Source organism: Wohlfahrtiimonas chitiniclastica DSM 18708, from assembly GCF_000375345.1.
GTDB classification, from domain to species: domain Bacteria; phylum Pseudomonadota; class Gammaproteobacteria; order Cardiobacteriales; family Wohlfahrtiimonadaceae; genus Wohlfahrtiimonas; species Wohlfahrtiimonas chitiniclastica.
This window is the reverse complement of record NZ_AQXD01000002.1, coordinates 340,595-367,576: the sequence shown is the minus strand read 5'-3', so window position 1 is coordinate 367,576 and position 26,982 is coordinate 340,595. Positions and strand designations below refer to the sequence as shown.

The 26,982-nt window shown below is 45.0% G+C and carries 30 protein-coding genes; 19 read left to right on the top strand and 11 right to left on the bottom strand.

The genetic code is table 11. The features are described from left to right. Nucleotides 1-98: 98 nt before the first annotated feature. From B143_RS0106365 to B143_RS0106320, 10 genes are all read left to right on the top strand, one after another. Nucleotides 99-779, top strand: a complete 681-nt coding sequence (locus B143_RS0106365) for a response regulator transcription factor (protein WP_018122636.1) — start codon at nucleotides 99-101, stop codon at nucleotides 777-779. Then, nucleotides 772-2,163: a HAMP domain-containing sensor histidine kinase gene (locus B143_RS0106360; RefSeq protein ID WP_018122635.1), complete on the top strand. Its 1,392-nt coding sequence runs from the start codon at nucleotides 772-774 to the stop codon at nucleotides 2,161-2,163. Before B143_RS0106365 ends, B143_RS0106360 begins: the two co-directional genes overlap by 8 nt. 75 nt (nucleotides 2,164-2,238) lie before the next feature. Then, nucleotides 2,239-3,279 carry a 23S rRNA pseudouridine(2605) synthase RluB gene (rluB, locus tag B143_RS0106355; RefSeq protein WP_018122634.1) on the top strand — a complete coding sequence of 347 codons (1,041 nt, stop codon included), beginning with the start codon at nucleotides 2,239-2,241 and terminating at the stop codon, nucleotides 3,277-3,279. Continuing rightward, nucleotides 3,266-4,216 (top strand): ABC transporter ATP-binding protein, encoded by a 951-nt coding sequence (locus B143_RS0106350; RefSeq protein ID WP_018122633.1) that lies wholly within the window; start codon nucleotides 3,266-3,268, stop codon nucleotides 4,214-4,216. Before rluB ends, B143_RS0106350 begins: the two co-directional genes overlap by 14 nt. Then, nucleotides 4,209-4,982 carry an ABC transporter permease gene (locus B143_RS0106345; protein WP_018122632.1) on the top strand — a complete coding sequence of 258 codons (774 nt, stop codon included), beginning with the start codon at nucleotides 4,209-4,211 and terminating at the stop codon, nucleotides 4,980-4,982. Before B143_RS0106350 ends, B143_RS0106345 begins: the two co-directional genes overlap by 8 nt. Before the next feature lie 31 nt (nucleotides 4,983-5,013). Further along, nucleotides 5,014-5,766 carry an MlaA family lipoprotein gene (locus tag B143_RS0106340; RefSeq protein ID WP_018122631.1) on the top strand — a complete coding sequence of 251 codons (753 nt, stop codon included), beginning with the start codon at nucleotides 5,014-5,016 and terminating at the stop codon, nucleotides 5,764-5,766. A 2-nt stretch (nucleotides 5,767-5,768) separates the two neighbouring features. Beyond that, a complete protein-coding gene (locus B143_RS0106335; RefSeq protein ID WP_018122630.1) occupies nucleotides 5,769-6,686 on the top strand; it encodes a lysophospholipid acyltransferase family protein in 918 nt (305 codons plus the stop codon). 3 nt (nucleotides 6,687-6,689) lie between these two features. Continuing rightward, nucleotides 6,690-7,427 (top strand): 16S rRNA (uracil(1498)-N(3))-methyltransferase, encoded by a 738-nt coding sequence (locus B143_RS0106330; protein ID WP_018122629.1) that lies wholly within the window; start codon nucleotides 6,690-6,692, stop codon nucleotides 7,425-7,427. Nucleotides 7,428-7,499: 72 nt separating this feature from the next. Next, entirely contained in the window at nucleotides 7,500-8,468 is a 969-nt protein-coding gene (gene gshB / locus B143_RS0106325) for a glutathione synthase (RefSeq protein WP_018122628.1), read from the top strand. Beyond that, complete coding sequence (locus B143_RS0106320; protein ID WP_018122627.1) at nucleotides 8,458-9,018, top strand: YqgE/AlgH family protein; 561 nt, start codon at nucleotides 8,458-8,460, stop codon at nucleotides 9,016-9,018. The genes gshB and B143_RS0106320 overlap by 11 nt, the downstream gene beginning before the upstream one ends. A gap of 35 nt (nucleotides 9,019-9,053) precedes the next feature. Here the strand turns inward: B143_RS0106320 and B143_RS0106315 are convergent, their stop codons facing one another. The 3 genes from B143_RS0106315 to nfo are packed head-to-tail and all read right to left on the bottom strand — an operon-like array spanning nucleotide 9,054 to nucleotide 11,338. Further along, nucleotides 9,054-9,728, bottom strand: a complete 675-nt coding sequence (locus tag B143_RS0106315) for an HAD family hydrolase (protein WP_018122626.1) — start codon at nucleotides 9,726-9,728, stop codon at nucleotides 9,054-9,056. A 9-nt stretch (nucleotides 9,729-9,737) separates the two neighbouring features. Continuing rightward, entirely contained in the window at nucleotides 9,738-10,490 is a 753-nt protein-coding gene (locus tag B143_RS0106310; RefSeq protein ID WP_248647511.1) for a class I SAM-dependent methyltransferase, read from the bottom strand. Continuing rightward, the gene (nfo, locus tag B143_RS0106305; protein ID WP_018122624.1) at nucleotides 10,487-11,338 is read right to left on the bottom strand and encodes a deoxyribonuclease IV; all 852 of its coding nucleotides are present in this window, start codon (nucleotides 11,336-11,338) and stop codon (nucleotides 10,487-10,489) included. The genes B143_RS0106310 and nfo overlap by 4 nt, the downstream gene beginning before the upstream one ends. 140 nt (nucleotides 11,339-11,478) lie before the next feature. Here nfo and B143_RS0106300 point away from each other — a divergent pair, with 140 nt between their 5' ends. Continuing rightward, entirely contained in the window at nucleotides 11,479-12,252 is a 774-nt protein-coding gene (locus tag B143_RS0106300) for a hypothetical protein (protein ID WP_018122623.1), read from the top strand. Here the strand turns inward: B143_RS0106300 and nagZ are convergent. From nagZ to rimO, 6 genes are all read right to left on the bottom strand, one after another. After that, nucleotides 12,197-13,156 carry a beta-N-acetylhexosaminidase gene (gene nagZ, locus B143_RS0106295; protein WP_248647510.1) on the bottom strand — a complete coding sequence of 320 codons (960 nt, stop codon included), beginning with the start codon at nucleotides 13,154-13,156 and terminating at the stop codon, nucleotides 12,197-12,199. The two genes, B143_RS0106300 and nagZ, sit on opposite strands and share 56 nt — an antisense overlap. After that, nucleotides 13,153-14,160 (bottom strand): Holliday junction branch migration DNA helicase RuvB, encoded by a 1,008-nt coding sequence (gene ruvB, locus B143_RS0106290; RefSeq protein ID WP_026165744.1) that lies wholly within the window; start codon nucleotides 14,158-14,160, stop codon nucleotides 13,153-13,155. The genes nagZ and ruvB overlap by 4 nt, the downstream gene beginning before the upstream one ends. Continuing rightward, entirely contained in the window at nucleotides 14,161-14,598 is a 438-nt protein-coding gene (gene dtd / locus B143_RS0106285) for a D-aminoacyl-tRNA deacylase (protein ID WP_008315696.1), read from the bottom strand. Beyond that, nucleotides 14,595-15,104 carry an LPS-assembly lipoprotein LptE gene (locus tag B143_RS0106280; RefSeq protein WP_018122621.1) on the bottom strand — a complete coding sequence of 170 codons (510 nt, stop codon included), beginning with the start codon at nucleotides 15,102-15,104 and terminating at the stop codon, nucleotides 14,595-14,597. The genes dtd and B143_RS0106280 overlap by 4 nt, the downstream gene beginning before the upstream one ends. A gap of 10 nt (nucleotides 15,105-15,114) precedes the next feature. Beyond that, nucleotides 15,115-17,202: an EAL domain-containing protein gene (locus B143_RS0106275; protein ID WP_018122620.1), complete on the bottom strand. Its 2,088-nt coding sequence runs from the start codon at nucleotides 17,200-17,202 to the stop codon at nucleotides 15,115-15,117. 64 nt (nucleotides 17,203-17,266) lie between these two features. After that, on the bottom strand, nucleotides 17,267-18,583 hold the full coding sequence (rimO, locus tag B143_RS0106270; protein WP_018122619.1) for a 30S ribosomal protein S12 methylthiotransferase RimO: 1,317 nt from the start codon (nucleotides 18,581-18,583) through the stop codon (nucleotides 17,267-17,269). Between the two features lie 123 nt (nucleotides 18,584-18,706). On the opposite strand from rimO, the gene gpt reads away from it, so the two are divergent. The 5 genes from gpt to fabB are packed head-to-tail and all read left to right on the top strand — an operon-like array spanning nucleotide 18,707 to nucleotide 22,901. Beyond that, nucleotides 18,707-19,183 carry a xanthine phosphoribosyltransferase gene (gene gpt / locus B143_RS0106265; protein ID WP_008315700.1) on the top strand — a complete coding sequence of 159 codons (477 nt, stop codon included), beginning with the start codon at nucleotides 18,707-18,709 and terminating at the stop codon, nucleotides 19,181-19,183. Between the two features lie 2 nt (nucleotides 19,184-19,185). Next, on the top strand, nucleotides 19,186-20,088 hold the full coding sequence (gene lpxL, locus B143_RS0106260) for an LpxL/LpxP family Kdo(2)-lipid IV(A) lauroyl/palmitoleoyl acyltransferase (protein ID WP_018122618.1): 903 nt from the start codon (nucleotides 19,186-19,188) through the stop codon (nucleotides 20,086-20,088). Beyond that, on the top strand, nucleotides 20,081-21,100 hold the full coding sequence (locus tag B143_RS0106255) for a glycosyltransferase family 9 protein (RefSeq protein ID WP_018122617.1): 1,020 nt from the start codon (nucleotides 20,081-20,083) through the stop codon (nucleotides 21,098-21,100). The genes lpxL and B143_RS0106255 overlap by 8 nt, the downstream gene beginning before the upstream one ends. Nucleotides 21,101-21,147: 47 nt before the next feature. Further along, complete coding sequence (fabA, locus tag B143_RS0106250; RefSeq protein ID WP_008315704.1) at nucleotides 21,148-21,663, top strand: 3-hydroxyacyl-[acyl-carrier-protein] dehydratase FabA; 516 nt, start codon at nucleotides 21,148-21,150, stop codon at nucleotides 21,661-21,663. Nucleotides 21,664-21,680: 17 nt separating this feature from the next. Further along, nucleotides 21,681-22,901 carry a beta-ketoacyl-ACP synthase I gene (fabB, locus tag B143_RS0106245; protein WP_008315707.1) on the top strand — a complete coding sequence of 407 codons (1,221 nt, stop codon included), beginning with the start codon at nucleotides 21,681-21,683 and terminating at the stop codon, nucleotides 22,899-22,901. A gap of 59 nt (nucleotides 22,902-22,960) precedes the next feature. Here fabB and rlmH read toward each other — a convergent pair whose 3' ends face one another. Beyond that, nucleotides 22,961-23,431 (bottom strand): 23S rRNA (pseudouridine(1915)-N(3))-methyltransferase RlmH, encoded by a 471-nt coding sequence (gene rlmH / locus B143_RS0106240; protein ID WP_008315708.1) that lies wholly within the window; start codon nucleotides 23,429-23,431, stop codon nucleotides 22,961-22,963. Nucleotide 23,432: 1 nt separating this feature from the next. Beyond that, nucleotides 23,433-23,747: a ribosome silencing factor gene (gene rsfS, locus B143_RS0106235; protein ID WP_008315709.1), complete on the bottom strand. Its 315-nt coding sequence runs from the start codon at nucleotides 23,745-23,747 to the stop codon at nucleotides 23,433-23,435. A gap of 142 nt (nucleotides 23,748-23,889) precedes the next feature. Between rsfS and hemL the strand changes: the two genes are divergently transcribed. From hemL to B143_RS0106220, 3 genes are read left to right on the top strand one after another with little or no spacing between them, the layout of a single operon-like run. After that, entirely contained in the window at nucleotides 23,890-25,173 is a 1,284-nt protein-coding gene (hemL, locus tag B143_RS0106230; protein WP_018122616.1) for a glutamate-1-semialdehyde 2,1-aminomutase, read from the top strand. A gap of 3 nt (nucleotides 25,174-25,176) precedes the next feature. Further along, a complete protein-coding gene (gene rpe, locus B143_RS0106225) occupies nucleotides 25,177-25,848 on the top strand; it encodes a ribulose-phosphate 3-epimerase (protein ID WP_018122615.1) in 672 nt (223 codons plus the stop codon). A 60-nt stretch (nucleotides 25,849-25,908) separates the two neighbouring features. Then, complete coding sequence (locus B143_RS0106220; protein WP_008315712.1) at nucleotides 25,909-26,946, top strand: type IV pilus twitching motility protein PilT; 1,038 nt, start codon at nucleotides 25,909-25,911, stop codon at nucleotides 26,944-26,946. Nucleotides 26,947-26,982 lie beyond the last annotated feature (36 nt).

The window sequence follows — 26,982 nt, the reverse complement described above, 5'->3', positions numbered from 1 at the left end:
CCCCTAGATATTATTGTATAGTGAAGTGTTAATAAATACTTTATATTATCCTTGCTTATACTTTTGTTTAACCTTTTTGTGATTTATAGGATTGCAGTGTGAATAATAAAAAATTATTACTCGTCGACGATGATATAGACTTTTCTGAGCTTTTATCCACTTACTTATCCGGTGAAGGTTTAGAAGTTGTCGTGGCCAACGATGGCTTTGATGCTCTCGCAATTGCACAAACTTCATCTTTCGATGTTTGCTTACTCGACGTGATGATGCCAAACCTAGATGGCATTGAAACGCTCAAGCAATTACGCCAAACCTATCCGAACTTACCGGTGATCATGCTCACGGCTAAATCTGAACCCATTGACCGCATTTTAGGTTTAGAATTAGGCGCCGATGATTACATCTCAAAACCCCCAGAGCCCCGTGAATTGCTTGCACGCATCAAAGCCATTTTGCGCCGCGCTCAGCAAAATGCCACCCAAGGCGTTGAGAGTTTTGAGAAAGAAAAAATTCATTGGGACAAACAAAAGCGCATTTTCTACATCAATCAGCAACCGATTGATTTAACAGGCATCGAGTATGAAATTCTCGTGGTGCTTGCAGAAAATCCGGGCGCAGTTGTGCCAAAAGATACAATTTCTATGCAAGCGATGCACAAAAAATTGCCACCGTTTAACCGCAGTTTAGATGTGCACATTTCAAACATTCGTAAAAAAATCATTGAACACGATGTGGAAATTAAAAGTGTTCGCGGTCGAGGCTATCAGTTAAGTGTTTAAGCAGAAATTTTCGGGCTTTAAGGAGTTTTATAAAAGCTTCTTATTCAGAGCATGGTTATCTGTGGTTTTAGTCTACAGCATCATTGTACTGAGCGTTCAGCTCGCCTACATTTACATCTCTGATCAATACAATGATGAATGGAAAACCATTTATCATCAAGAGGTCATTCCTGTGCTCTCTGAGCTCGTGATTGCGGGCAATTATGGCACAGATGGCAATCCTGTGTATCGAGTGGAGGCGCTGGCGAAAAAGTATGATCAATACATTTCTCTGCACCTTTTAGGCCCGATTACGCCTGACAAAAACATTTTAACCACCCACACAGAGCTGTTTCAAATGAGCGCCATTAAACAGAATCAGCTCTTTTACTTCACCGATCAAAATGACAATCTCTATTTGATTGAAGTGAAAAATCCGAGCCACTCTATGCTTTACTTTGGCCTCTCCTTTGAGGGCTTTGTGATCCGTGGCATTCCGATCTTTTTCTTCATTCTCTTTTTCACCTTCTTTTGGGCGCGCCGTTTTTTACTGCCTGTGGCTGAAATGATCCGCGCTTCCCAACAAGTGGGTAAAGGCAATCTGCAGCAAATTGCCCCTGAGAGCATTCAAATTGCCACACCTGAGATTCGTGAGTTGTGCCAAAACTTCAACATCATGGTGCAAAATCTCTCTAAATTACAAAAATCACAGCAAGAGATGATCTCAGACATTGCCCATGAGCTCAGATCACCCCTTGCCCGCCAAAAATTGGCCATCAATTTACTCAAAGAGCGCCAATTTCATAAATACGATTATAAAGAGCTGCTTGATCGCATCGAAAATGAAGGCTCACGCCTTAATGAATTGATCGATGAGATCCTAAACTATTTGCGCCCATTGCAAAACCATCAGCTTTCCCTGATTGATACAGGCGAAGAGGTTTATTTAACCGCGATGCTTGAATCGTTGATTGATGATGCCGCCTTTGAATTCTCAAAACAAAATAAAGGCATCGAGTTTGACCTTGATTTTGACAATCACATGGTGGTGCGCGGTGATTTCTTAAAATTAGAGCGTGCGATTGAAAACATCATTCGCAATGCCCTCTTTCACACCAAGCCTTACACAAAAATCATGGTGACTTTAAAACTTGATCCTGCCACCAATGAGGCCATCATTGAGGTGAAAGATCATGGCAATGGCGTGCCTGAAGAGCACATTCCATTTTTAACCAAACCGTTTTATCGCGTGGACAGCGCCCGCAATAAAAAAGATGGCGGCTATGGCTTAGGGCTCACGATTACAAACGAGATCATCAAACATCACAATGGATCAATCTCCTTTGAAAATGGCACAGTCGATGGCTTAATTGTCACCATTCGCTTACCACTTGTGGAAGATTAAATAAATGCAATAGGCTTTAGGCAGTTTTTTCGGTAGAATATAGACCTTTTTCTATCACATTTTATCGGAAGAACTATGAGCGAACGTTTACAAAAAGTATTGGCAAATCTTGGTTTAGGCTCGCGCCGCACCATGGAGGATTGGATTCGCGAAGGCAGAATCAGTGTCAATGATAAAGTGGCCGCCCTTGGCACCACCGTCGATGGTTCAGAGAAGATCCTTGTGGATGGTCAGCCGATAAAATTGGATGATTCCCCATTCGTGCGCCGTATCATCGCTTACAATAAACCTGTGGGCGAAGTAACGACGCGCAATGATCCTGATGGCCGCCGCACAGTGTTTGACAGCTTGCCGCCCATCAAAAATGGTCGTTGGATCTCCATTGGCCGTTTAGACATCAATACACAAGGCTTATTGCTCCTCACCAATGATGGCGAATTGGCCAACAAAATGATGCATCCCTCAAGCGAAATTGAGCGTGAATATGCCGTTCGCGTGCTTGGCACCTTAACAGAAGAGATGGTGACAAACATGAAAAACGGTGTGGAATTTGAAGATGGCCTCTCTAAATTTGATGACATTCTCTACTCTGGCGGTGAAGGCGCAAACATTTGGTATCACGTCATTTTAAAAGGCGGTAAAAACCGTGAAGTTCGCCGCTTATGGGAATCTCAAGGCTTAACCGTGTCTCGCTTGATTCGCGTGCGCTATGGCAGTTTTACTTTGCCAAAATCATTGCGTGCCGGTCACTCCATTGACTTAGAGATCGATGACACCAAAGCCTTATTAGAAGATGCAGGCATGCAATTTAGAATGGAAAACTTCTACGTTGCCCCTGAAAATAAACGCGGCGCGTATCGTGCTAAACCCAACCGTAAATTTGCCCCCGATCGCCCAATGGGAGATCGCAAATCACGCGGGGAACGCACCGATCGCTCAGCGCGCACAGACAGAAGTGAACGCGCACCGCGCACTGAACGCAACGAGCGTTCATCACGCCCATCCTTTGGGGATGCAAAGCGCTTTGATGGCGCAAAACGTAGCGACAGCAGCCGCTCAGCCCGCCCTGCTCGCGCTTCTAATCAATCAAATAATCGTAGATATGACAGAGATTAATGCAAAGCAACCGGCCCTTGCCATTCGTGGATTAGCAAAAACCTATCACAATGGCAAAGTGGCATTAAAAGGCATCGATTTGACCGTGGCACAAGGCGACTTTTTCGCCTTGCTTGGTCCTAATGGTGCTGGCAAATCCACCACCATCAGCATCATCACAGGTTTACTCGATGCATCGAGTGGTCAAGTGGAGATTTTTGGCCATGACCATAAAAAAGAGATGCGCGCCGCAAAATCCTTAGTGGGTCTAGTGCCACAAGAGTTTAACTTCAATCAGTTTGAATTGTGTGAGGACATCCTTGTCAATCAAGCTGGTTACTTTGGCGTGCCACGCAAAATTGCCAAAGCGCGCGCCGCAAAATATCTCAAGCTGTTAAACCTTTCCGATAAAGCCCGCGTGATGGCGCGCAATTTATCCGGTGGGATGAAGCGCCGCTTATTGATCGCGCGTGCTTTGATGCATGAGCCAAAGCTGTTGATTTTAGATGAACCGACAGCGGGCGTAGACATTGAGATTCGCCGCCAAACGTGGGAGCTTCTTCAAGAGATCAATGCAACTGGCACCACGATCATTTTAACGACGCATTATCTAGAAGAGGCAGAATTGCTCTGTAAAAATATCGCCATCATCAGCCATGGCGAGATCATCGAACATTGCTCGATGGATCATCTCTTGCGCCAGCTTCAATCGGAAGCCTTTGTGCTGAGCTTACATGCACCGTTAAACGAAGTGCCAAAAGCAGCACCGGGCATTGACTTTCGTCTCATCAATGAGATGACCTTAGAGGCTGAAATCACCAAGCCCCATACCATTAGCGAGGTGTTCAACACATTGAATGCACAAAACATTCAAGTGGAAACATTGCGTAACCGTGCCAATCGCTTAGAGGAGCTTTTCATCAAACTGACGGGAAACCATGAGGACAGCCATGAATAAACATGTCAATTGGATTGCCTTCCAAACCATTCTCATCAAAGAGATTTTACGCTTTGTGCGCATTTGGCCACAAACTTTATTACCGCCTGCCATCACCACAGCTTTATACTTTGTGATTTTTGGGAAAATCATTGGTGGAAAAATTGGCGACATGGGCGGCTTTAGCTACATTGAATACATTGCGCCGGGCTTAATCATGCTCACCGTCATCAATAACAGCTATGCGAATGTGGTCTCCTCCTTCTTTGGGGCAAAATTCCAACATTATGTGGAAGAGTTGCAAGTCTCACCTGTGTCTAATTTGCTCATCATTTCTGGCTATGTGGCAGGCGGCATCGCACGCGGTGTATTTGTGGGCATCATTGTGACGATTGTTACACTCTTTTTCACACCGATCTCCATTCAGCACTTTGTATTGACGATCACGGTCTTTTTATTGACCTCTGCTGTCTTTGCTTTAGCGGGCTTTATCAATGCAGTGTTCGCCAATTCATTTGATGACATCTCCATTGTGCCAACGTTTGTCTTAACGCCCCTCACCTATTTAGGCGGTATTTTCTATTCCGTGACATTGTTGCCACCGTTTTGGGAAAAACTCTCCTATTTCAATCCGATTTTATACATGGTCAATGGTTTTCGTTACAGCATGCTTGGCATCTCTGACATTCACATTGGTTGGACTTTAGGCTTACTGAGCCTATTATTGGTGGTATTGTTTGCAGCGGCGAATCATTTGATGAATCGCGGGACTGGGTTAAAATACTAAAAATTTCTAAAAACTTTATTTTGAGCATCCCATGACTAAATTAACAACGCTTCTTCTTGGTACTTTGATCCTCGCAGGTTGTGCAGGCAGCAATCCAGCTGACCCTTATGAAAGCTATAACCGTAAAGTGTACGCATTCAACACCACGGTGGATGAAGTTTTATTAAAACCTGTGGCAACGGGTTACCGTGCAATCACCCCAGGGCTCATGCGTGAAGGGGTTTCAAACGCCTTTAACAACATCACTGAACCGCGCAACGTCGTCAATAACCTCTTGCAAGGCAAACCTGTAGCCGCGCTAGAATCGATGCATCGCTTTGTCTTTAACAGCACCTTTGGGCTGGCAGGACTCATTGATCTGACTCACACCTTTAAATTGCCAGAGTATCAACAAGCGGATTTTGGGATGACGCTTGCCTATTATGGCTGGAAAGACACCAACTATTTCCTCTTGCCATTCTTGCCACCACGCACCATGCGTGATCAAGTGGGTTTTGGGGTCGATGTCTTTGCCACCAATCCAAAAGGCTACTTCATTGACTTTAAAACGGAAGTGGCACTTGCAGCCGTTGATGCCGTCAATGCGCGCTCTGAATTACTATCAGCCGATAACATCTCTAAGAAGATCTCGCTCGATAACTACACATTCCAGCGCGAAGCCGTTTTACAATACCGCAACAATCAATTGCGTAAAGCAGGCATCGACATTCCTGAAAAATCCTATGACGATGATGACGAGGAGTTTTCCATCGCGGACATCGCCCGTCAAAACGCTGAGCAATAATCATGAGCGATTCGATACCTTTACGCCGCCGCATTCGTGCAAAAGTGATCACCGCTTTGCTGCGGTTCTTTGCGCGCTTTTCGCTCAAAAGCCTGTATCGACTCTCTGACCTCATTGCCTTTGGGCTTTATCACATCCCGAATCAAACGCGTAAAATCGCTGCGCGTAATCTACAATTAGCATTCCCTGAATTGTCAGATGCCGAACGCCAAAAATTACTCAAAGAGACGCTTCGCCACAACTCAGCCACCCTCTTTGAGATGAGTTTTATGTGGCTCAATCCTTATGAGAAGATTTTGCAATCGGTGACCAACATCACTGTGCCGCCTGAATTTACCGAGGATCAAGCGCGTTATCCGCAGATGATCTTCATCACGCCGCACTTTGGCTCATGGGAATTGAGTGGCTTATATGCCTCATCCTTGTATCCTTTAGCGACACTTTATCGCCCGAGCCGCCTGTACATTGATCCCATCATCATCGAAGGGCGCGGAAAAAATGGTGCAGTGCTTGTGTCCACCACCACGCAAGGCATTCGCGACATGATGAAAGCCATGAAAAATGGGCGCAGCGTTGGCATTTTACCGGATCAAGATCCCGGGCATGGCGAAGGCATTTTTGCACCATTTTTTAATCTGCCCACCAATACGATGGGGCTTGTTTCTCGGTTGGCCAATCGCTTTGACATTCCGGCCTACATTGTGGCCTCAAAACGCGATTTAGCCACGGGCACGTTCACCATTGAGCTCATTAAAATTGATGATCAATTGCGTGATCCGGATACATTGACCTCCGTCACTGCGCTCAATCACGCCATTGAAACAGAGATCCGCAAAGCCCCTGAACAATATTTGTGGACGTATAAACGCTTTAAAACTGCCCCCGAGGGCGAACCTGACCGTTATCAGCATTTGGATTAATTCATGCGCATTTATACTCAAGAACCGCTAGCACCTCACGCAACCGTTGAACTTAAAGACCCACAATTCAATCACATCGTGCGTGTGATGCGTAAAAAAGTGGGCGATCACCTTGTGCTGTTCAATGGCAAAGGCGGCGAATATCCTGCCGTCATCAGCGACATTGGCAAGCGATCCCTCACTGTGACGCTGCATGCGCACATTGCCATTGATCGCAGCGCACCGTTTGATGTGCATTTAATCCAAAGCTTTGCAAAGTTCGATAAAATGGACTTTGTGTTTCAAAAAGCAGTGGAGCTTGGTGTCAATCGTATCACGCCCTTCATGAGTGAACACAGCAGTTTTAAGCTCAATGACAGCGACAAACAAGAGAAAAAACTCAGTCATTGGCAAGGCATTCTTGAAAGCGCTTGTGAGCAATCTGGCTTAAATAAAGTTCCAATGCTGACGCCTTTTGCGTCCCTTAAAAACATTGAGTCCTTATTGTTAGATCGCCCATATTTAATTCTCTCGCCCACTGCGGAATGTTCCCTTGGCCATTGGATCAAAAATCATCAGACAGAACATGCATTTGGCATCATCATTGGCCCTGAAGGCGGTTTCAGTGAGGCTGAACTTGCCTGGTTATCCTCACAAGACAATTGCCATCCTGTGACCCTTGGCCCGAGAATTTTGCGCACAGAAACCGCCGCCCTCTCTGTCATCAGTAGCTTACATGCACTCTTAGGAGATTGGGCATAACCCTTGTTTTTTCTTCACGCAAGCCCCATAGTATTTGGCAACGGAATTTTATTCTCAATTTAGGAAATTGCCATGAGCTTGCCTCGCATATTCTTCGTCATGGATCCGCTCCATACCCTTAACATTCACAAAGACAGCACATTGTCCATGATGATGGCTGCTCAAGATTTGGTGGATGAATGCTTTTACGTGAATCCTGCCCACATCTTCATTGACGAAGGTGTGGTTAAATCGACCGTTCAAGCCGTTACAATCGATTTGACAGAACACGATTGGTATCAGCTCAAAGAAGCTGAAATCGTGACATTTTCAGATCAAGACATCATCGTGCAGCGTAAAGATCCACCCTTTGACATGCATTACATCTATGTCACTTACCTTTTAGAGCTCGCGCAAAAACAAGGGGTACTTGTTTGTAATGATCCGCGCTCCCTTCGTGATTGCAATGAAAAATTGTTCACTGCATGGTTTGCGGATGTGTGCCCCATTACGCTTGTCACCAGTCAATATCATCTCTTAAAAGCCTTCATTGAAAAACATGAAGACACCATCATCAAGCCCCTTGATGGCATGGGCGGCACGGCAATCTTTAGAATCCAAAAAGATGATCCGAATTTAAATGTGATTTTAGAAACCTTAACTGCCCAGCAAACCACCACAGTGATGATGCAAAAATATTTACCTGCCATTAAAAATGGTGACAAACGCATCCTCATCATTGATGGCGAACCTGTGCCTTATGCGATGGTGCGCATTCCACCTAAAGGCGAAACCCGCGCGAACTTAGCGGTCGGGGGGACAGCGGTGGTTGAAGCTTTAACTGAACGTGACTTTGAGCTCTGTGCGCGCCTTGCACCTGAACTCAAAAAACGCGGTTTAACCTTTGTAGGCTTAGATGTGATTGGCGGTTATTTAACAGAGATTAACGTCACAAGTCCCACGGGCATTCGTCAAATTGAAAATGCCACCGGCATTCCGGTCGGGCGTGATTTAATGACCGTGCTCATTGATCAATGGAAAGCTCAGCGACATGTCAGTTAATTTTCGCGGCCAATTTTTGATCAGCATGCCCCACATCGACGATGAAGTGTTTCATCGTTCGGTGATTTTCGTGCTCGAACATACGGATCAATTTGTGTTAGGCGTCATCATTAATCAACAAAGTTTACTCTCAAAAGATGAGATCTCTGCCCAATATGATCTAGCCATTGACCCTAAAGACATTGATAAATTAAATTTCATTTCAGGCGGTCCTGTGCGCTTAAAAGAGCTGTTTGTGCTCCATGAACACATTCAAAAATGGCACAAAGCTGTCGAAATTGCGCCAGGTGTGGACATTACAACCTCTGCCGATGTACTTGCCACCATCATTGAATCGTATCCTGAGATTTCTCACTCCATCATTGACAGCTATTCTGTGTGGAGCACGGATCAATTCAACGAAGAGTTAAAGCGCAATGTCTGGATGCCGCTGCCTTTTGATAAGCAGTTTCTCTTCTCGCGTGATGAGCGGGAATTGTTATGGAATGATTTATTTGAGAGCTCCGGCGTGAAAATCCAAAGTTTATCTCAAGAAATTGGCACCGCCTAAGAAAAAAGCGAACATCTGTTCGCTTTTTTATCCTCTTACCAATGATAATGCTGCTGAATAAAGTCAGAGGCATGCTTTAAGCTTTCGCACTCTTTGAGCAAAGAGGGACGAAGCGCATCCGGCGGCGGCAACATATCTGGCACCATAATCACCGGTACATTTGCCGCAATGGCAGCTTTAGCACCATTTGTTGAATCCTCAAACATCACCACATCACTGTGAGATTGCCCTAAAAAATCCACCGCTTTATGCACAATTTCTGGGTGCGGCTTTGGATTTTCAATGTGATCAAGCGCATAAATGTGCCCAAAGTGCTCGCGAATGCCATGATGTGTGAGCATCGCATCAATGAAATGGGCATAATTATTTGAAGCGATCACGCACGGAATGTCACGCGCTGCCAAAAATGCCAATAAATCGGTAGCACCGGGCTTAATCGCCACATCGCCAGCCAATAAATATCCTTCGGCAATCGATTGCACTTCACGAATGAATTGATCAACATCCTCAACACTCAAAAAAGGAAAATCTTGCTGATAAATGGCATATAAATCTTGATTCGATGTGCCCAAATAACGGCGATAATAGTGCTCATCATATGTAGTGATGCCATATTTAGGTGCCACCTCAATGCAGATGTCACAATAAAGTTGCTCTGTATTAAACAGCAACCCATCGACATCAAAAATTGCCCCGTGTAATTGTTTCATGTTGACTCCTTAAGGCACATAGACATCAAGGCGCGTATTGGGCGCTTCAACGCTGTAACTGGGTTTAAAATCGCCCAAATATTCTGATTTTGCAGGACGCTTAACCACCACGCGCTGCATACCGCGCCCGCTTTTCAGTAAATCAATGGCCAATGATAATAACTCAGCACTGTCCGGATCATCGCCCACTAAATCACGCACCATGCGTAAATCTAATTTCACCAATGCTGATTTTTTACGGTGCGGATACATCGGATCCATATAGCAACTGTTTGGCAATGGCATGGTGTCATCTTTCAATGCCAATTTTAAATGATCAATCGAGCTCATAGAGTTTAATGTAATGCGGGCAGCCATCTCTGGCATCTCTGTTTGAAGGCTAAAAATCGCCTCAGAGAGCAGAATTTGCAACGTGGGATTGCGCTCAAAGAATGTCACCGTACAACCAGAATATGCCAGCAATCCACCATCGCGCCCAAGACCTGCCGTTAAATCCCACACCGCTTGCCCTTCGCCATTTTTCCACTTTAATGCACGTAAAATGGGCTCTTGCGCTTTATTGAGTTTAGAAAAGCGCCACAATTGCTTTGGGGAGGCAAAATCTACGGTTAATTTCTGTTTCGCTTCATCTTGCCAAAAGAGTGATTGCCCATCCCACACAAAAGAGGGATACGTCAATGGTGCACTTTGCACCGTGTATGTATTGGCCAAATCTGGCATTTGCCCATCTGCTGGCAAAATCAATGCTAATGAATCCATCATGCTTCCTGTGTAAAACTGCGCAATAAACCGATCTCTTGATCCCAAATGTCAGGATTGGTGGTTTCTAAAATTAAAGGAATGCCTTCAAATTGTGGGTGCTGCATAATGTATTCAAACGCCCCTAAACCAATGGTGCCTTGTCCTAAGCTTGCATGGCGATCCACACGGCTTTCAAAGTCTGTTTTCGCATCGTTGAGATGCATCGCACGCAAATATTGATTCCCAACAATCTCATCAAAGGCGGTAAAGGTTTTTTCACACGCTTCAAACGTGCGTAAATCATACCCTGCCACAAAGGCATGACAAGTATCAATACACACGCCCACGCGACTTTTATCTTCCACATGGTGAATGATCTCAGCAAGCTGCTCAAATTCAAAGCCTAAATTGGTGCCTTGCCCTGCAGTATTTTCAATCACAGCCACCACATTTTTGGTTTGATCCAACGCAATGTTAATGGACTCGCCAATGCGTGCTAAACAGTCCGTAATATTGATCTTATTTAAATGGCTGCCCGGATGAAAGTTCAGCAACTCAATGCCCAATTGCTCGCAGCGCTGCATCTCATCTAAAAAAGCATCGCGGGATTTAGTGAGCCCCTCTTCTTCCGGATGCCCTAAGTTAATGAGGTAACTGTCATGGGGTAAAATCTGATTGCCTTTAAAACCGAGTTTAAAGCACTCTTTTTTAAAGTTGGCAATCACTTTTGGCTCAAGTGGCTTGGCCTTCCATTGGCGCTGATTTTTCGTAAATAAGGCAAATGCATTTGCCCCAATATCTTTCGCTCGCTGCGGTGCTAAATCCACACCACCTGATGCGCTGACATGTGCGCCCACAAAATAGGTCATACCTTTCAATCCCATCAACAAAAGTTTACATTTTAATGCAGTTAAATGTTTTTTAAAGCAAAAACTGTCACCAGATCAAAGTATTTTTTTTAATTCTCCGTAAACTAGTGAGCATTGTTACCAAAACGGAGACGATCGCTGTGTTAAAAACAATACATACAAAAGACAATGCCATCTTTGAAGCGCTGGTTGATGAATTAAAAACCCGATCTTACCAAGATTTTTTAGCCATGCCAGAGCGCATGCAGCCATCACCTGAAGGATTGTCTGAACACACCACCATTGAAATCTCGCGCCGTTTTGACCCCATTGATGCTGCATTGCACATTGTGGTGTCACAATTTTTGTGGCTCAGTGAAGAAAATGATCCCACCCTCATTCAAGGCATGCACACAATTGCCGTGCCATTGCCAAATCGAAATCCTGCACTCTTTTATTCAGGGCATTGTAAAACAGAATTCTTTTATGTGCTCAAAGATGATTTCATCACCGATGATGTTTTTGAGCGCAATGAACGCGCTGAAGCGTCTGTCTTAGAGATGGCTGATTGGTTTGGCACCACAGGCTTAACAGATGAAGAAGAGCGTGGCATTGCTGCTTTTATGCGCTATGAATATGGGGATTTATTGATCGATGAAGATGGACTCAAAGCCCATGACTTAGAATTTATGGGCTGCTTTCACCTCAATAAAACTTTAACAAAAAAGCTGAAAATTGAGGCTAAATTCCCGATCACTGCGCTTTATGTGTGGCACTATTATGATGATCATTATGCCTATGCTTATCGCGATCCTGAAGGCGTTTTACACTATGATTTAGGAACGCGCTTTAACCCTGAACAGTTCAAGCGCCTACCCATCAATCCTGTAAATGTGCACGCATCACTTCACAACGAAAACGCACATCCTCACTGAGCACGCGCTCTGTTGTGAGGGATAAAAGATCCTCAATCGCCGCAAAGTCATTGCAGCACAAAATAATGTCAATGCCTGCATCAAAGCAGGCTTGAGCTTTTTCTATGGCACTGCCTAAATGCGCTGCCCCTTTCATGTCTAAATCATCACTAATGATGGCGCCTTCAAAATGCAACACGTCCCGAAGATACGTGAGCCATGTGCGTGAAGTGACCGCTGTATGGGCATCATCCAACGCTGGATAGATGATATGCGCAGGCATCACGCCTTCTATTCCGGCATCAATCAATGTGATGAAGGGCAATAAATCCGTGCGTTCGATCTCATCGAGCGGGCGCTCATCAATGCCAATCCCTAAATGGGTATCCACTGACACATAACCATGCCCCGGAAAATGCTTAGCCACACCAATGGAACCAGCGCGGCGAATGCCTTGATAAAATGCCATCACCAATGCCGCCACCGCATCGGGCTCATAGTGAAAAGCGCGATCGCCAATCACTGTATTGTGCCCATAATCAATGTCACACACTGGCGCATAGCTAAAATCCACATTCACTTGCTTGAGCTCTGATGCCATCACATAACCATAATGCTCCGCTTGCATCAGCGCTGAATGCATATTTTGTGCATACAGCTCTTTTAATGATCCCATCGGCGGTAAACGGCTGAAGCCCTCACGAAAACGCTGAACGCGGCCGCCTTCATGATCCACAGAGATCATCAATTTCGGGTTGATCATTTTGATCTTTGCCGTCAACAAAATGAGCTGCTCTAAGCTTTCATAATTGCGGGTGAATAAAATCACGCCCACCACCAAAGGATGCATGAGCCATGCACGCTCTTGAGTCGTGACGGTTGTACCCTGTAATCCGATGATTAATCCACCTGTTTTTTGCATCATGCTTCCATCTCTAAGCCAAAATATTGCCAACACTTTTCAGTGGCCACGCGACCTTTTGGGGTGCGCATAATGAACCCTTCTTGAATCAAATAAGGCTCAATCACATCTTCTAACGTTCCGCGATCTTCCCCTAAGGCTGAGGCAATCGTATCTAACCCCACAGGACCGCCTGAGAATTTTTCCACAATCAACTGCAACAAACGGCGATCATGCTCATCTAAGCCATAGGCATCAATTTCTAGCATGTTTAACGCTTCTTTAGCAATCGCCACATCAATCACGCCATTTGAACGCACCTCTGCCACATCACGCACGCGGCGCAATAAGCGGTTGGCAATCCTTGGCGTACCGCGGGAACGTTTACCAATTTCAGCGGCGCCTTCTGGCATCAATTCCACATTCAAAAGCGATGCTGAACGCAAAACAATGTTGGTCAATTCATCATTGGAATAAAACTGCAAGCGAGACATGATGCCAAAGCGATCACGCAGCGGCGAGGTTAATAAGCCTGCACGCGTTGTCGCACCCACCAATGTAAAAGGCGGCAAATCTATCTTAATGGAGCGCGCCGCGGGCCCTTCCCCAATCATGATGTCTAACTGATAATCCTCAAGCGCAGGATAGAGCACCTCTTCAATCATCGGGCTCAAGCGATGGATTTCATCAATGAACAGCACATCATTTGGCTCTAAATTCGTCAATAACGCTGCCAAATCGCCCGCTTTTTCAAGCACAGGTCCTGAGGTTTGTTTTAACCCCACATCCAACTCATGGGCAATGATGTGGGCCAGCGTTGTTTTCCCCAATCCTGGTGGGCCAAACAGCAATACATGATCGAGCGCTTCCCCACGATTGCGGGCAGCAGTGATGAAAATTTCTAACTGATTGCGCAGCGCCGCTTGCCCTGTGTAATCTTGTAAACGCTTCGGGCGAATGGCGCGATCAATGACGGTTTCTTCGCGTTGTTTTTCACCGCTGATCAATATTCTATCGGATTCTATCATCTACACTTCTAACCAAAATGTGACGGGGCCATCGTTTTCTAAGGATACTTTCATATCGGCCCCAAATTCCCCTTGTGCCACCGTTTGTAGCAATGTTTTGGCATGCATAATACTGTGTTCATACAACGCAATGCTCATTTCAACCGGTGGGCTGTCTGTAAAGGATGGGCGGCGTCCTTTATCGGTATTGGCCAGCAATGTAAATTGCGACACCAATAATAATCCGCCCGCTGTGTCTTGCAGGGAGCGATTCATTTTGCCGGCATCGTCAGAAAAAATGCGGTAATGGATGATTTTTTCCACCATTTTTTCCACCGTTTGTGGCGTGTCATGTTTTTCAATGGCGACAAATGCCAATAAACCTGCATCAATCGCCCCGATGGTTTTTCCATCAACCTTTACACTTGCATGATTGACGCGTTGAATCAGTGCAATCATGGTTGAACTCGTAAGGCAGCTTCTAAACGGCGCATGAACATGCCCGCAAGCTCTTGGCGAAGGGCGTAAGAGACACGTTGACTGTCTGTGGATTTACTGAGTAACGCCGCTTCTTGATAACTAAAGTCACTTTCGCGCATTAATGTGGTCGGCGGCAAAATCTCTTGCCCATCGCGATCTTTCGCTTGCACCACCATGGTTAATGTCACCACTTCTTCTGTGGCGCGATCGACTGCTAAACCTGACACGGCACGTGAAGTTTGCTGCTCTGACAATACTTGAATGATTAAATCTGCTTGCGCTTCATCCGTCACAATTTTAACGCCAGATGGGAAAAAATTCACAACTGCGCTGTAAAACGTCTGACGATCATCAGGGTTATAGCCCACCATATAAACCTTCTGATACTCTTTTGGCCACTGAATGGCACCGCGCAAATGAAAGCCACAACCTGTGACCATTAAAGCCGCTGCTGCCAGTAATACGCCTCGACGTGTCATCGTCATTTTTATCCCCTTACATGATCACTTGTGAAAAATCAAAGTCCAATGACTCTGTCACAGCACCAATCATGGTGCCTGAGGCATAAGGAATGGTGTATTCCCACACAAGCGTCATGCTCGTCGGTGAGTTGACACCCGTTGCCATTAAACCTGCGCCTTTGCGCTCTAAATCTTGTAATAATTTTGGTAATTTGATCATCTCATCACTCGAGATGCTGCGACTCATACGACCAATACAGTTTTCAGACAAGGCCACCATCACCACATCAAGTTCTGTGACCATCGTTGAGGTGATGTCCACCACGTCATACACCATGCCGGCAAAGCCTGCCTCTGCAATCACATGGAAGAAGTGTTTGGCTGCCTCAAAATGCTCATCGACCACCTCTTCTGCCAAACCAAAGATGATTTGATGATCCACACAAGGCGCTTTGGCATTTTGCTCAATCCAATCCATCAAATATTCAGGCTTGGTTAAAAAGTACATGGATAACGGCACTAAAATGCGCTTATTGCCACCCTCGACTTTGGCAAGATTTTCAGCGGCTGTTGAGAGCATGAATTGATCTAAATCACGCATCAAAACATTGTCTGAGGTGAAGGTGAAGCTTCGGTTCCACACCACAGGATTGCCCTGTGCATCGCGCAATGAGAAGCTGGCCACATAATTCTCTTTGCCTTGGGCTAAGAAGTCTGCCACCGGAATATAGGTTTGACGAATGTGCTGATCATTCAATGCAGTAAAGAGTGGCATGTACTCTTCATCGATGTCGCCAACTTCTAAAATTTCAACGCCATGTTGCACCGCTTGAATGGCACGGGTTGACTCTTCTTTTTTATCCGTAAAGACCACGCGGGTTTCTAATAAACCAGATAAATCATCTAAACGCGCACAGGCATCAATGATGCCTTCCACTGAATCGCCTAAATTGGTGTAAGAGAAGGAAAAAGAACCATGAAAACTCACATCCCCTGCTTTAAACACATAACCTTCTGCGCTGGCCACAATCGCCATCCCTAAGCGATCCACTTTTGTCATGTCACTGTTAGTGAGCAAAAGCACCATGCTTTCATCAGAATAACGAGCATAATGCAGATTGCTGATCTGAGCATCTAAATGTTTAGCCAGCCCCAAGAAATAGGACTCTAAGACCTCAACGCCATATTTTTTACGAAAATTAAAATAATCTTCTAAGACTAAACTCACCAACCAAGATGAGCTGCCCACAAAATTTGATAAATTCTCAATGAATGCCAAACGGTTATAAAACTGCGACGCGAGAGAAGGTGTAGCCTCCACCACAACAGGTGCAGTTTGTCCGTCATTGGATTGCGCCACAAAAATTTCAAGGCAAGGCAACTCTTGATGCATTGCAGGTTTAATCGTCACCACTTCTTCAGCGCCATTGCCCGTGCGTGGATTGATGAGATTTAACGTCGCTTGCTGCTCTTTGCCTGTTTTGCTCGCAATCTTCATCATCTTTTTAAAAGATGCCGATTGCTCTGCCCCAATGTATTCAAGCGCCGTGGTGGCCGCTAATTCATTAAAATCTTGCCAACCGAAATACTTTAAAAAGGCTTCATTGGCATATAAAAAGAGGCCATCGGTGGCACCAAAATAGGCAATCAAATCTTCAGATTGCGCGGCCAATTGGGCTGTAATTTCTGCCAATTGGGCATTTTTCTCTAGGGTTTCACGGTAACCTTGCTGATTTTTACGCTCAAAAATGGCACGCACGATCTGTTTAAAGAGCACATCACTTTGTTGCAATGAACCGACATCAAGCGCACCGTCTTGCATCATGATTTGGCGTTTTTCTAAAAATTGCTCTTCTGCCACCAACACAAGCACCGGCACACTTTGCATGCCGATGGCCTCTGTAATTTCTTTCAGATCAGGGACTTTTGGAGAGTCTTGTAACAAAATTAAGTCACAGCCCTCTTTGGTTAAGGCCATTTTAATGCCATCCACAGAATCTGTCGTTGCCACATCAAAAGTGATTTTACTCTCAACACTCGACACACGAATCAACTGCTTGAGTTGAGTGACCTTTTCTGCACTGCTTTCAACATAAAGAATTCTGTAGATATCATTGGCCATTATTAATTACCCATTTCTAAATTTTAACTGTCATAGTGTAGCTTAATTCGGCACAAAACTCATGTTAGATGAGCTCACCATATAAATCATAGGTGTCCGCTTCATCGATCAATACATTGACAATTTTACCAACGCACGATGCATCGGCGCCATCGATGTAAACCAAGCCATCAATTTCAGGGGCATCGGCTTTTGTGCGGCCAATGGCCACGCCATTGTCAGCATCAAAGTCATCCACCAATACTTCTAACGTCTGACCCACTTTAAGCGCCAATTTCTCTGCAGAAATGCGCGCTTGAAGCTCCATAAAGCGACCTAAGCGCTCTTCTTGAATCTCCACCGGAATGAGTTCTGCGATGTCATTTGCTGGCGCGCCTTCCACCGGTGAATAAATGAATGCCCCCACGCGATCTAAACGTGCTTCTTCAATGAAATCTAAAAGCATTTGGAACTCTTCTTCCGTTTCCCCTGGGAAGCCAACAATGAAAGTTGAGCGAATGGTAATTTCAGGGCAAATTTCGCGCCATTTTTTGATGCGCATCAACATATTTTCACTATTGGCGGGGCGCTTCATGGCTTTTAAAATGCGTGGGGACGCATGTTGCATGGGCACATCGATGTACGGCAAAATTTTGCCTTCTGCCATCAATGGAATCAAATGATCAACATGCGGATAAGGATAGATGTAGTGTAAACGCACCCATGCATCCAGTTTACCAAGTTCTTCACAAAGGTTTTGAATGTGCGTTCTGACAGGTGTGCCATCGGCAAAACCTGTTTTATATTTCACATCCACGCCATAAGCGCTCGTATCTTGCGCCACCACCAATAGCTCTTTCACACCTGAATTCACCAATTTTTTCGCCTGTGACAAGACATTTTCCACAGGATATGATTGATGTTTACCGCGCATCGTCGGAATGATGCAGAACGTACAGCTGTGATTACACCCTTCTGCAATTTTAAGGTATGCATAATGGCGTGGCGTCAATTTAATGCCCGCTTGTGGCACCAAATCCATGAAGGGATCGTGCGGCTTTGGCAAATGATGATGCACAGCGCCCATCAATTCTTGGAATGCATGCGGACCTGTCACACTCAATACATTTGGATACTTTTCCAAAATGGTGTCCGCTTTTGCACCTAAACAACCTGTGACAATCACTTTGCCATTTTCATCTAACGCTTCACCAATGGCATCTAAGCTCTCTTGCACCGCTGAATCAATAAAGCCACAAGTGTTGACCACAACGAGGTCTGCATCATTGTATTGTGGAACGATTTCATATCCTTCAGTACGCAATTGCGTCAAGATATATTCGGAGTCAACCAATGCTTTTGGGCAACCGAGCGAAACAAAGCCAATCTTAGGAGTAGTCACTGTCTAACCTTACAAAAAAAGATCACCCGTCAAATCAGCAAATGTTTTGACTGGTGTAATCAAAGAAAAAAAACTATAATAACCGGCTATTTTATATCAGAACCTCATCTACTGGAAACCAAAATGTCGAAAAAATATTTAGTTACTTGGGATATGCTCCAAGTTCACGGGAAAGCTTTATCTCAACATTTAATCGAACGTCAAGAGTGGAAAGGGATCATTGCGGTCAGTCGTGGTGGTTTAGTGCCTTCTGCGATCGTTGCGCGCGAATTGAACATTCGTTACGTGGATACCTTGTGCATTGCAAGCTACCACGAATATCAACAGCAAACAGACATGCAACTCGTTAAAGAGTGCAATTTACCGAATGAAGGCGAAGGCTTTGTCATCATTGATGACTTAGTGGACTCTGGCAATACGGCAAAATTGATCCGTCAATTGTATCCAAAAGCTTACTTCGTCACCATCTTTGCCAAACCACAAGGCAAACCATTGGTGGACTTTAACGTCATCGATGTGTCACAAGATACATGGATCGAGCAACCTTGGGACACAGCCGTACATTTTATTGCCCCAATTTGTGATCAAAACAAACAGTAATCATGCAATACCATAAGCCGAACTGGATTAAAGATCATGCGATTGCCTTAGGCTTCTGGGTTGGCAAATACATTGCGAGATTGCCAATGCCCATCTTATTAGCCGCAGGCAAAGGCGTTGGCAAGCTCTCGTATTATGTGGCGAAAAAACGCCGCCACATTGTGGAGCGCAACATCGCGTTGTGCTTCCCTGATTTATCTCAAGATGCGCAAACCGAGCTCGTTAAAGAGAATTTTAATGCCCTTGGCATGGGCATCTTTGAAACTTTAGCCGCTTGGTTAAAACCTGAGGCACAGGTCAAAAAACTCTTCACCTATGAAGGGTTAGAGAATTTAGACGCCGTGAAAGCCTCAGGTGAAGGTGCGCTGTTATTGACTGTGCACTTTTGCAACCTTGAGCTTGGGGCACGTGCCATTACGCTCAAAACCCCATTTGTGGCGATGTATCGTCAGCACAAAAACCGCGCATATGAAGAGCGCCAATTTAAAATGCGCACCGCTCAATCACAAAATGAGCCCGTCAATCGCAACGAAATCCGCAAAACCATCAAACTCCTTCGCCAAGGCAAACTGCTTTGGTATGCGCCTGATCAAAACTATGGCGGCAGCGATCATGTGTTTGTGGATTTCTTTGGCGTCAAAGCATTGATGATCACCGCGACCTCCCAAATGGCAAAAGTGGGCAAAGCTAAAGTGCTGCCTTATTATTGCATTCGTGAAGGCAATCAATACCGCGTGAAGATCCTCCCTGCTCTTGATCATTTCCCTTCTGAGTCGCCTGTTGAAGATTGCGAGCGTTTGAATAAAATGTTTGAATCATGGATCATGGAGGCCCCTGAGCAATATTTATGGGCGCATCGGCGCTTTAAAACTCGCCCTGAAGGTGAAAAGGATCTCTATGAATAACCTTGTGAAAGATTATCGCCGCATTTTGATCATTCAATGGAGCGCGATGGGCGATTGCGTGCTCGCAAGCAGCACCTTTGATGACATTAAAGCCACATTTCCACACGCAAAGATTGATTTAAATGTGCTCCCGCCGTGGCATCAGCTCTTTGCGCATGATGATCGTTTTCATCAACTCATTGACTTTAAACTCAGAAAACAGGGCTTTGGCGCCACTTGGCGTTGGCTCACCACATTAAAACAAGAAAATTATGATCTGATCATTGATCTACAAAACAGTGATCGCTCCCGCATGCTGCTCTCTGCGGCAAAAACTCTCCGCTTTACTCGCGCAACCATCATTGGACGCAGCCGCCATTGGTGTTATGACAATCACATTAAAACCCATGACATTGAAAACAATCACGTTGTTGATCGTTTTTATGCCGCCCTTAAAAGTGTGGGCGTGGTTCGCACAAGTACGCGCCCCCGCATCATTGCATCGCCTGAAATCATCGCGCGCATCGAAGAGAAAAAGCAGCATTTATTAGAAAATCATGCGTTTGCCGTTTTTGTGCCCGGTTGCAGCCCACAGCATCCCGAAAAACGTTGGCATCCTGAGCGTTTTATGGAACTTGCGCAATTATTGTTCAATCACAATTATGTGACGCGCATTTTAGTCCTTGGCGCCGGCAGTGAAGCGGAAATCTGCAAACAAATCGCCGACAGCGATGAGCGCATCATCAATTTATGCGATCAAACTGCACTGTTAGACATTCCCTATTGGCTCAATGGCGCCGAGCTCATTGTGGCCAATGATACCGGCATCGCACACTTTGCAGCGGCAAGTGATGCGCCCGTCATCGCCCTCTTTGGCCCGACAAATCCAACACAATCGAAGCCTTACGGGGAAAAAGTCACCGTGCTTGAGGCCAAAAATTTTGGAAATGACAATAAAATTGACCAAATCACGGCAAATGACGTCCTTAATCACTACCAAACCATTTTCAATCCATCCGATAAAACAGTATAATCATCGGATTTTATAATTGAATATCCACTATTTTCAAAGGAATTGATGTGACAAAACAAGCAAGTTATACCAAAGAAGAACTGATTGAATGCGCAAAAGGCAACTTATTTGGTGAAGGCAATGCACAATTGCCAATGCCACCAATGTTGATGTGTGATCGCATTGTGGAAATCACTGAAGATGGTGGCAACTACAATAAAGGTTTAATCGTCGCTGAACTCGACATCAATCCCGATTTATGGTTTTTCCCTTGTCATTTTATTGGCGATAGCGTCATGCCAGGTTGCCTTGGCTTAGATGCAATGTGGCAATTGGTTGGCTTCTATTTAGGCTGGAAAGGCGGCATTGGTCGCGGCCGTGCACTTGGTTGTGGCGAAGTGAAATTCTCCGGTCAAGTCTTACCCACCGCAAAAAAAATAACTTACCACATTCACATGAAACGTGTTATTTTGCGCAAATTGACGATGGGTATTGCAGATGCGACTTTATCCGTAGATGGTAAAATCATCTACACAGGACATGACCTCAAAGTTGGTCTTTTTACCTCAACAGATAATTTTTAACGTTTAGGAGAAACATTATGAGACGTGTTGTTATCACAGGTCTTGGGATTATTTCTAGTATCGGAAACAACAAAGAAGAAGTATTAGAGTCTCTCAAATCAGGTAAGTCAGGTATTGAATTCTCTCAAGAGATGGCTGATCTCGGTTTTAGATCCCATGTTCACGGTGCGATTCGCATCAATCCTGCTGAGCATATTGATCGTAAAACTTTCCGCTTTATGGCAGATGCTGCGGCATACGCTTATTTAGCGATGGAGCAAGCGATTGAAGACTCAAAATTACCCCCTGAAATGGTTTCGAATGAACGCACAGGTTTAATCGTGGGTTCGGGTGGTGCATCGACGCGCAATCAAATTGATGCCGTCGATAGCATGCGCAAAACAGGTGCCACGAAAAAAATGGGTCCTTACATGGTGACTCGCACAATGGGCTCTACTGTATCTGCATGTTTAGCCACGCCGTTTAAAATCAAAGGTGTGAACTATTCCATCAGCTCAGCGTGCTCTACATCTGCACACTGTATTGGTAATGCTGTTGAGCAAATCCAATTGGGTAAACAAGATGTGATCTTTGCCGGTGGCGGTGAAGAGTTGCACCCATTTATGAGCGCAATGTTCGATGCAATGGGCGCATTGTCTTCTAAATACAATGACAATCCATCTGTGGCATCGCGTCCATATGATCGTGACCGTGATGGTTTTGTGATCTCTGGCGGTGGCGGCATCGTGGTGGTTGAAGAGTTAGAACACGCATTAGCGCGTGGTGCACACATCTATGCAGAAATCACCGGTTACGGCGCAACGTCTGATGGTTATGACATGGTTGCCCCAAGTGGTGAAGGCGCAGAGCGCTGTATGCGTCAAGCATTGGCCACCGTTGAAGGCCCGATTGATTACATCAATGCACACGGCACATCAACACCTGCCGGTGACATTCCTGAAATCATGGCCGTTGAGCGTGTATTTGGGGATAAATTCCCAATGATCTCTTCAACAAAATCACAAACAGGCCATGCGTTAGGCGCAGCCGGTGTGAATGAAGTGATCTATTCCCTTCTGATGATGGAAAACAATTTCCTTCAAGCAAGCATGCACATTGATCACATTGATCCTTTATTGGAAAACTTCCCAATCATCCGCAAAAAAGTGGAAGATGTTGAGATCAATAACATCATGAGCAACAGCTTTGGCTTTGGTGGTACAAACGCAACTGTGGTGCTCAGCCGTTATAAAGGTTAATGCATCCCACAACAAAAAAGCCTGATCAATGATCAGGCTTTTTTTATATCTCGTTTCAATTATTCACGGTGATACGGATGATTATGCAAAATGCTCCAAGCGCGAAACAACTGCTCTGCCACCAAAATGCGCACCATCGGATGTGGCAACGTCAATTTCGATAGAGAAATGCTCTGCTGAAAGCTCTGCTTGACGTCATCAGAAAAACCTTCAGGCCCGCCAATCAATAACGCAATATCAGTGCCACCTTGCAACCAGCCGGCCATCATTTGGCTCAACTCTGGCGTTGTCACCGCTTTACCCACCACATCAAGCCCCACAATGCGCGCACCTTTTGGCACGGCGGCAAGCATCTTTTGCCCCTCTTCTTTGAGGATTTTAGAGATGTCTGCATTTTTCTTGCGAGCTTGGGCGGGAATTTCCACCATTTTGAGTTGCACTTCATTACGAAGACGGCTTTGATACTCATCAAAGCCTTCTTTCACCCAACTTGGCATATTGTTGCCAATGGCAATGAGGTGAACAATCATACTAGATGAACAATTTTTCTAACTGATAAAACTCACGCGCATCTTTAGTCATGATGTGCACCACGATGTCACCATAATCTTGTAACACCCAGTTGCCGCTTTCCACGCCTTCAATGCCGATCACAGTATGACCTTGCTCTTTCATATTGATTTCAAGCTTATTGGCCATCGCTTTGAGGTGAGTTGAGGAAGTCCCTGTAACAATCACAGCCCAGTCGGTATACTTCACAATTTCGCTGACATCGAATACTTTAATATCCACACCTTTCATATCATCTAAGGTTGTTTCAACAATATTCTTCATTGCTTCTGACATAAAATTCATCCAATTAATTTAAAATTCATCAATCATTAATACACATAGTGTTGGTTATTGTACTTCATTTTAATTTAACAATTAAATCTTAATTAATTTTGCTAGAATATTAGCTTTATTTCTAAGTTTTGAAGGTTGAGAAATGGTCAGTTTTGAAGCACTTTACGAAGAAGCACAACAATACATTCCTGGCGGCGTGAACTCTCCTGTGCGCGCATTTAAACAAGTGGGTGGTGCACCTGTGTTTTTCAAAAAGGGTGAAGGCGCTTATGTTTATGATGTCAATGATAAAAAATACATCGATTATGTGGGTTCATGGGGCCCGATGATCGTGGGGCATGCGCATCCTAAAGTGATTGAAGCCGTTGTGGAAACCGCAAAAAATGGCCTCTCTTTTGGTGCGCCCACCGTTTCTGAAACCGCATTGGCCAAAAAAGTTCTTGAGATCATTCCTTCAATGGACAGCGTGCGCATGGTAAGCTCAGGCACAGAAGCCACCATGAGCGCCATCCGTTTAGCCCGTGGTTACACTGGCCGCAACAAAATCATCAAATTTGAAGGCTGCTATCATGGCCATTCAGATTCGCTTTTAGTGAAAGCTGGTTCTGGTTTATTGACCTTTGCTGAGCCATCATCACCGGGCGTACCAGCTGATTTAACGCAGCACACCATCGTGCTTGAATACAACAATCCTGAAGAGCTCAAAGAAGCCTTTGCCAAATATGGCAATGAAATTGCATGCGTGATCGTTGAACCGATTGCCGGCAACATGAACTGCATTCCACCGTCACGTGAATTCTTACAAACCATTCGTGATTGCTGTACAGAGGCAGGCGCTGTGTTCATCATGGATGAAGTGATGACCGGTTTTCGTGTACACAAACATTCCGCCCAAGGCTTATTTAACATCACGCCTGACTTATCAACCTTCGGTAAAGTGATTGGCGGTGGCATGCCCGTGGGCGCTTTTGGTGGTAAAGCTGAGATTATGGCGCATTTATCCCCAAATGGTGCGGTGTATCAAGCTGGCACATTGTCCGGTAATCCTGTGGCCATGGCGGCAGGTTTAGCCACATTAGAATTGGTGTCTGAAGAGGGCTTTTATGATGAGCTCAAAGCCAAAACCGATTACTTAATGGATGGGATTGCCAAAATCTTTGCCAAACATGATTTACCCATCCACATCAATCACGTGTGCGGCATGTTTGGTTTATTCTTCACCCATCAACCTGTGAACACGTACAAAGATGCGCTCACCAGTGACATCGAATTTTTCAAACAGTTCTATCATGGCTTACTTGAGCGCGGCATCTATTTAGCGCCAAGTGCATTTGAAGCAGGTTTCTTATCGAATGCACATACGTATGAAGATTTAGATCAAACCCTCAAAGCCATCGACGAAACATTAGCAGACATCAAAGGTTAACCCATGAAACAAACTCCTTGGATCGCCCCATCGATTTTATCCGCAGACTTCGCTCGCTTAGGCGAGGAAGTCGATGCTGTATTAAATGCAGGCGCAGACATCATTCACTTTGACGTGATGGACAACCACTATGTGGAAAACCTCACGTTTGGCCCGATGATCTGTAAAGCATTGCGTGATTATGGCGTCACTGCCCCCATTGATGTGCATTTGATGGTTTCACCGGTCGATCGCATGATCGAAGCGTTTGCAAAAGCTGGTGCAACCTACATCACATTCCATCCTGAAGCCTCTTTACATGTGGATCGCTCCCTTCAACTCATCAAATCATTGGGCTGTAAAGCCGGTTTGGTGTTGAATCCTGCAACCTCTATCCATGTGCTTGATCATGTTTGGGACTATTTAGACATGGTGCTGGTGATGAGTGTGAACCCGGGCTTTGGCGGACAAAAATTCATCCCATCTGCCTTAGATAAATTAAAGCAGCTGCGTGCAATCATTGATGAAAAAGGCTTAGACATTCGCCTTGAAATTGATGGCGGCGTCAATGCCGATAACATTGCAGAAATCTCTCAAGCAGGCGCGGATACTTTCGTGGCGGGCAGCGCGATTTTCACGCAAAAAGATTACGTTGATATCATAAATCGACTAAAATCAAATGCAAAATTAGACTGATGCTATTTTGTCGTTTAGAATACGAGCGTTATTTCTATTAAAAAAACTAATGAGAAAATTATGAACATTACAGATCTACTCACATTTGTGGTCAAATCCGGGGCATCGGATTTGCACTTGTCAGCAGGATTGCCACCTTTGCTGCGCATCGATGGTGACGTAACAAGAATCAATGCACCTGCGCTCAATAACGATATGGTTTATGATTTGATTTATGGCATCATGAATGATACTCAGCGCAGAACCTTTGATGCGGAGTTAGAAGCTGACTTCTCTGTAGATGTTCCTGGTTTATCTCGTTTCCGTGTCAACGCCTTCCACCAAAATCGTGGCGTTGGCGCTGTTTTTAGAACAATCCCTAACAACATTAAATCCATGGATGAACTTGGCATGCCTGCCATTTTCCGCCAAATGGTTTCGGTGCCTCGCGGTTTAGTGTTGGTGACAGGGCCCACAGGTTCAGGTAAGTCAACGACGTTAGCTGCAATGATTGACTACCTAAACAAGCATCATCCTTACCATATCTTGACGGTGGAAGACCCGATTGAGTTCGTACACACGCCAAGAAAATCACTCATCAACCAACGTGAAGTGCATCGAGATACTCTCTCGTTTAACAATGCATTGCGCTCTGCTCTTCGTGAAGATCCAGACGTTATCTTGGTGGGTGAGCTTCGTGACTTAGAAACCATTCGTTTAGCCTTAACCGCTGCGGAAACGGGTCACTTAGTATTTGGTACCCTCCATACCACATCGGCAGCGAAGACCATCGACCGTATCATTGACGTTTTCCCAGAAGGTGAAAAACCATTGGTTCGTTCAATGTTATCTGAGTCTTTGCAAGCCGTTGTTGCGCAATCACTTTTGAAGAAAAAAGGCGGCGGTCGTGTGGCTGCTTGGGAAATCCTTATGGGTACAAATGCAATTCGAAATCTGATTCGTGAAGATAAAATTGCACAGATGTATTCTGCGATTCAAACTGGCCAATCCTTTGGCATGCAAACCCTTGATCAGCACTTGATGCAGCTAGTTCGAGCGGGCATCATTGATGCGGAAGTTGCAGCAAGTAAGGCTAAGAACCCTGCTGATTTCACTTAATCAGTGTATTGCATATTTTTTTGAAATACGTATAAT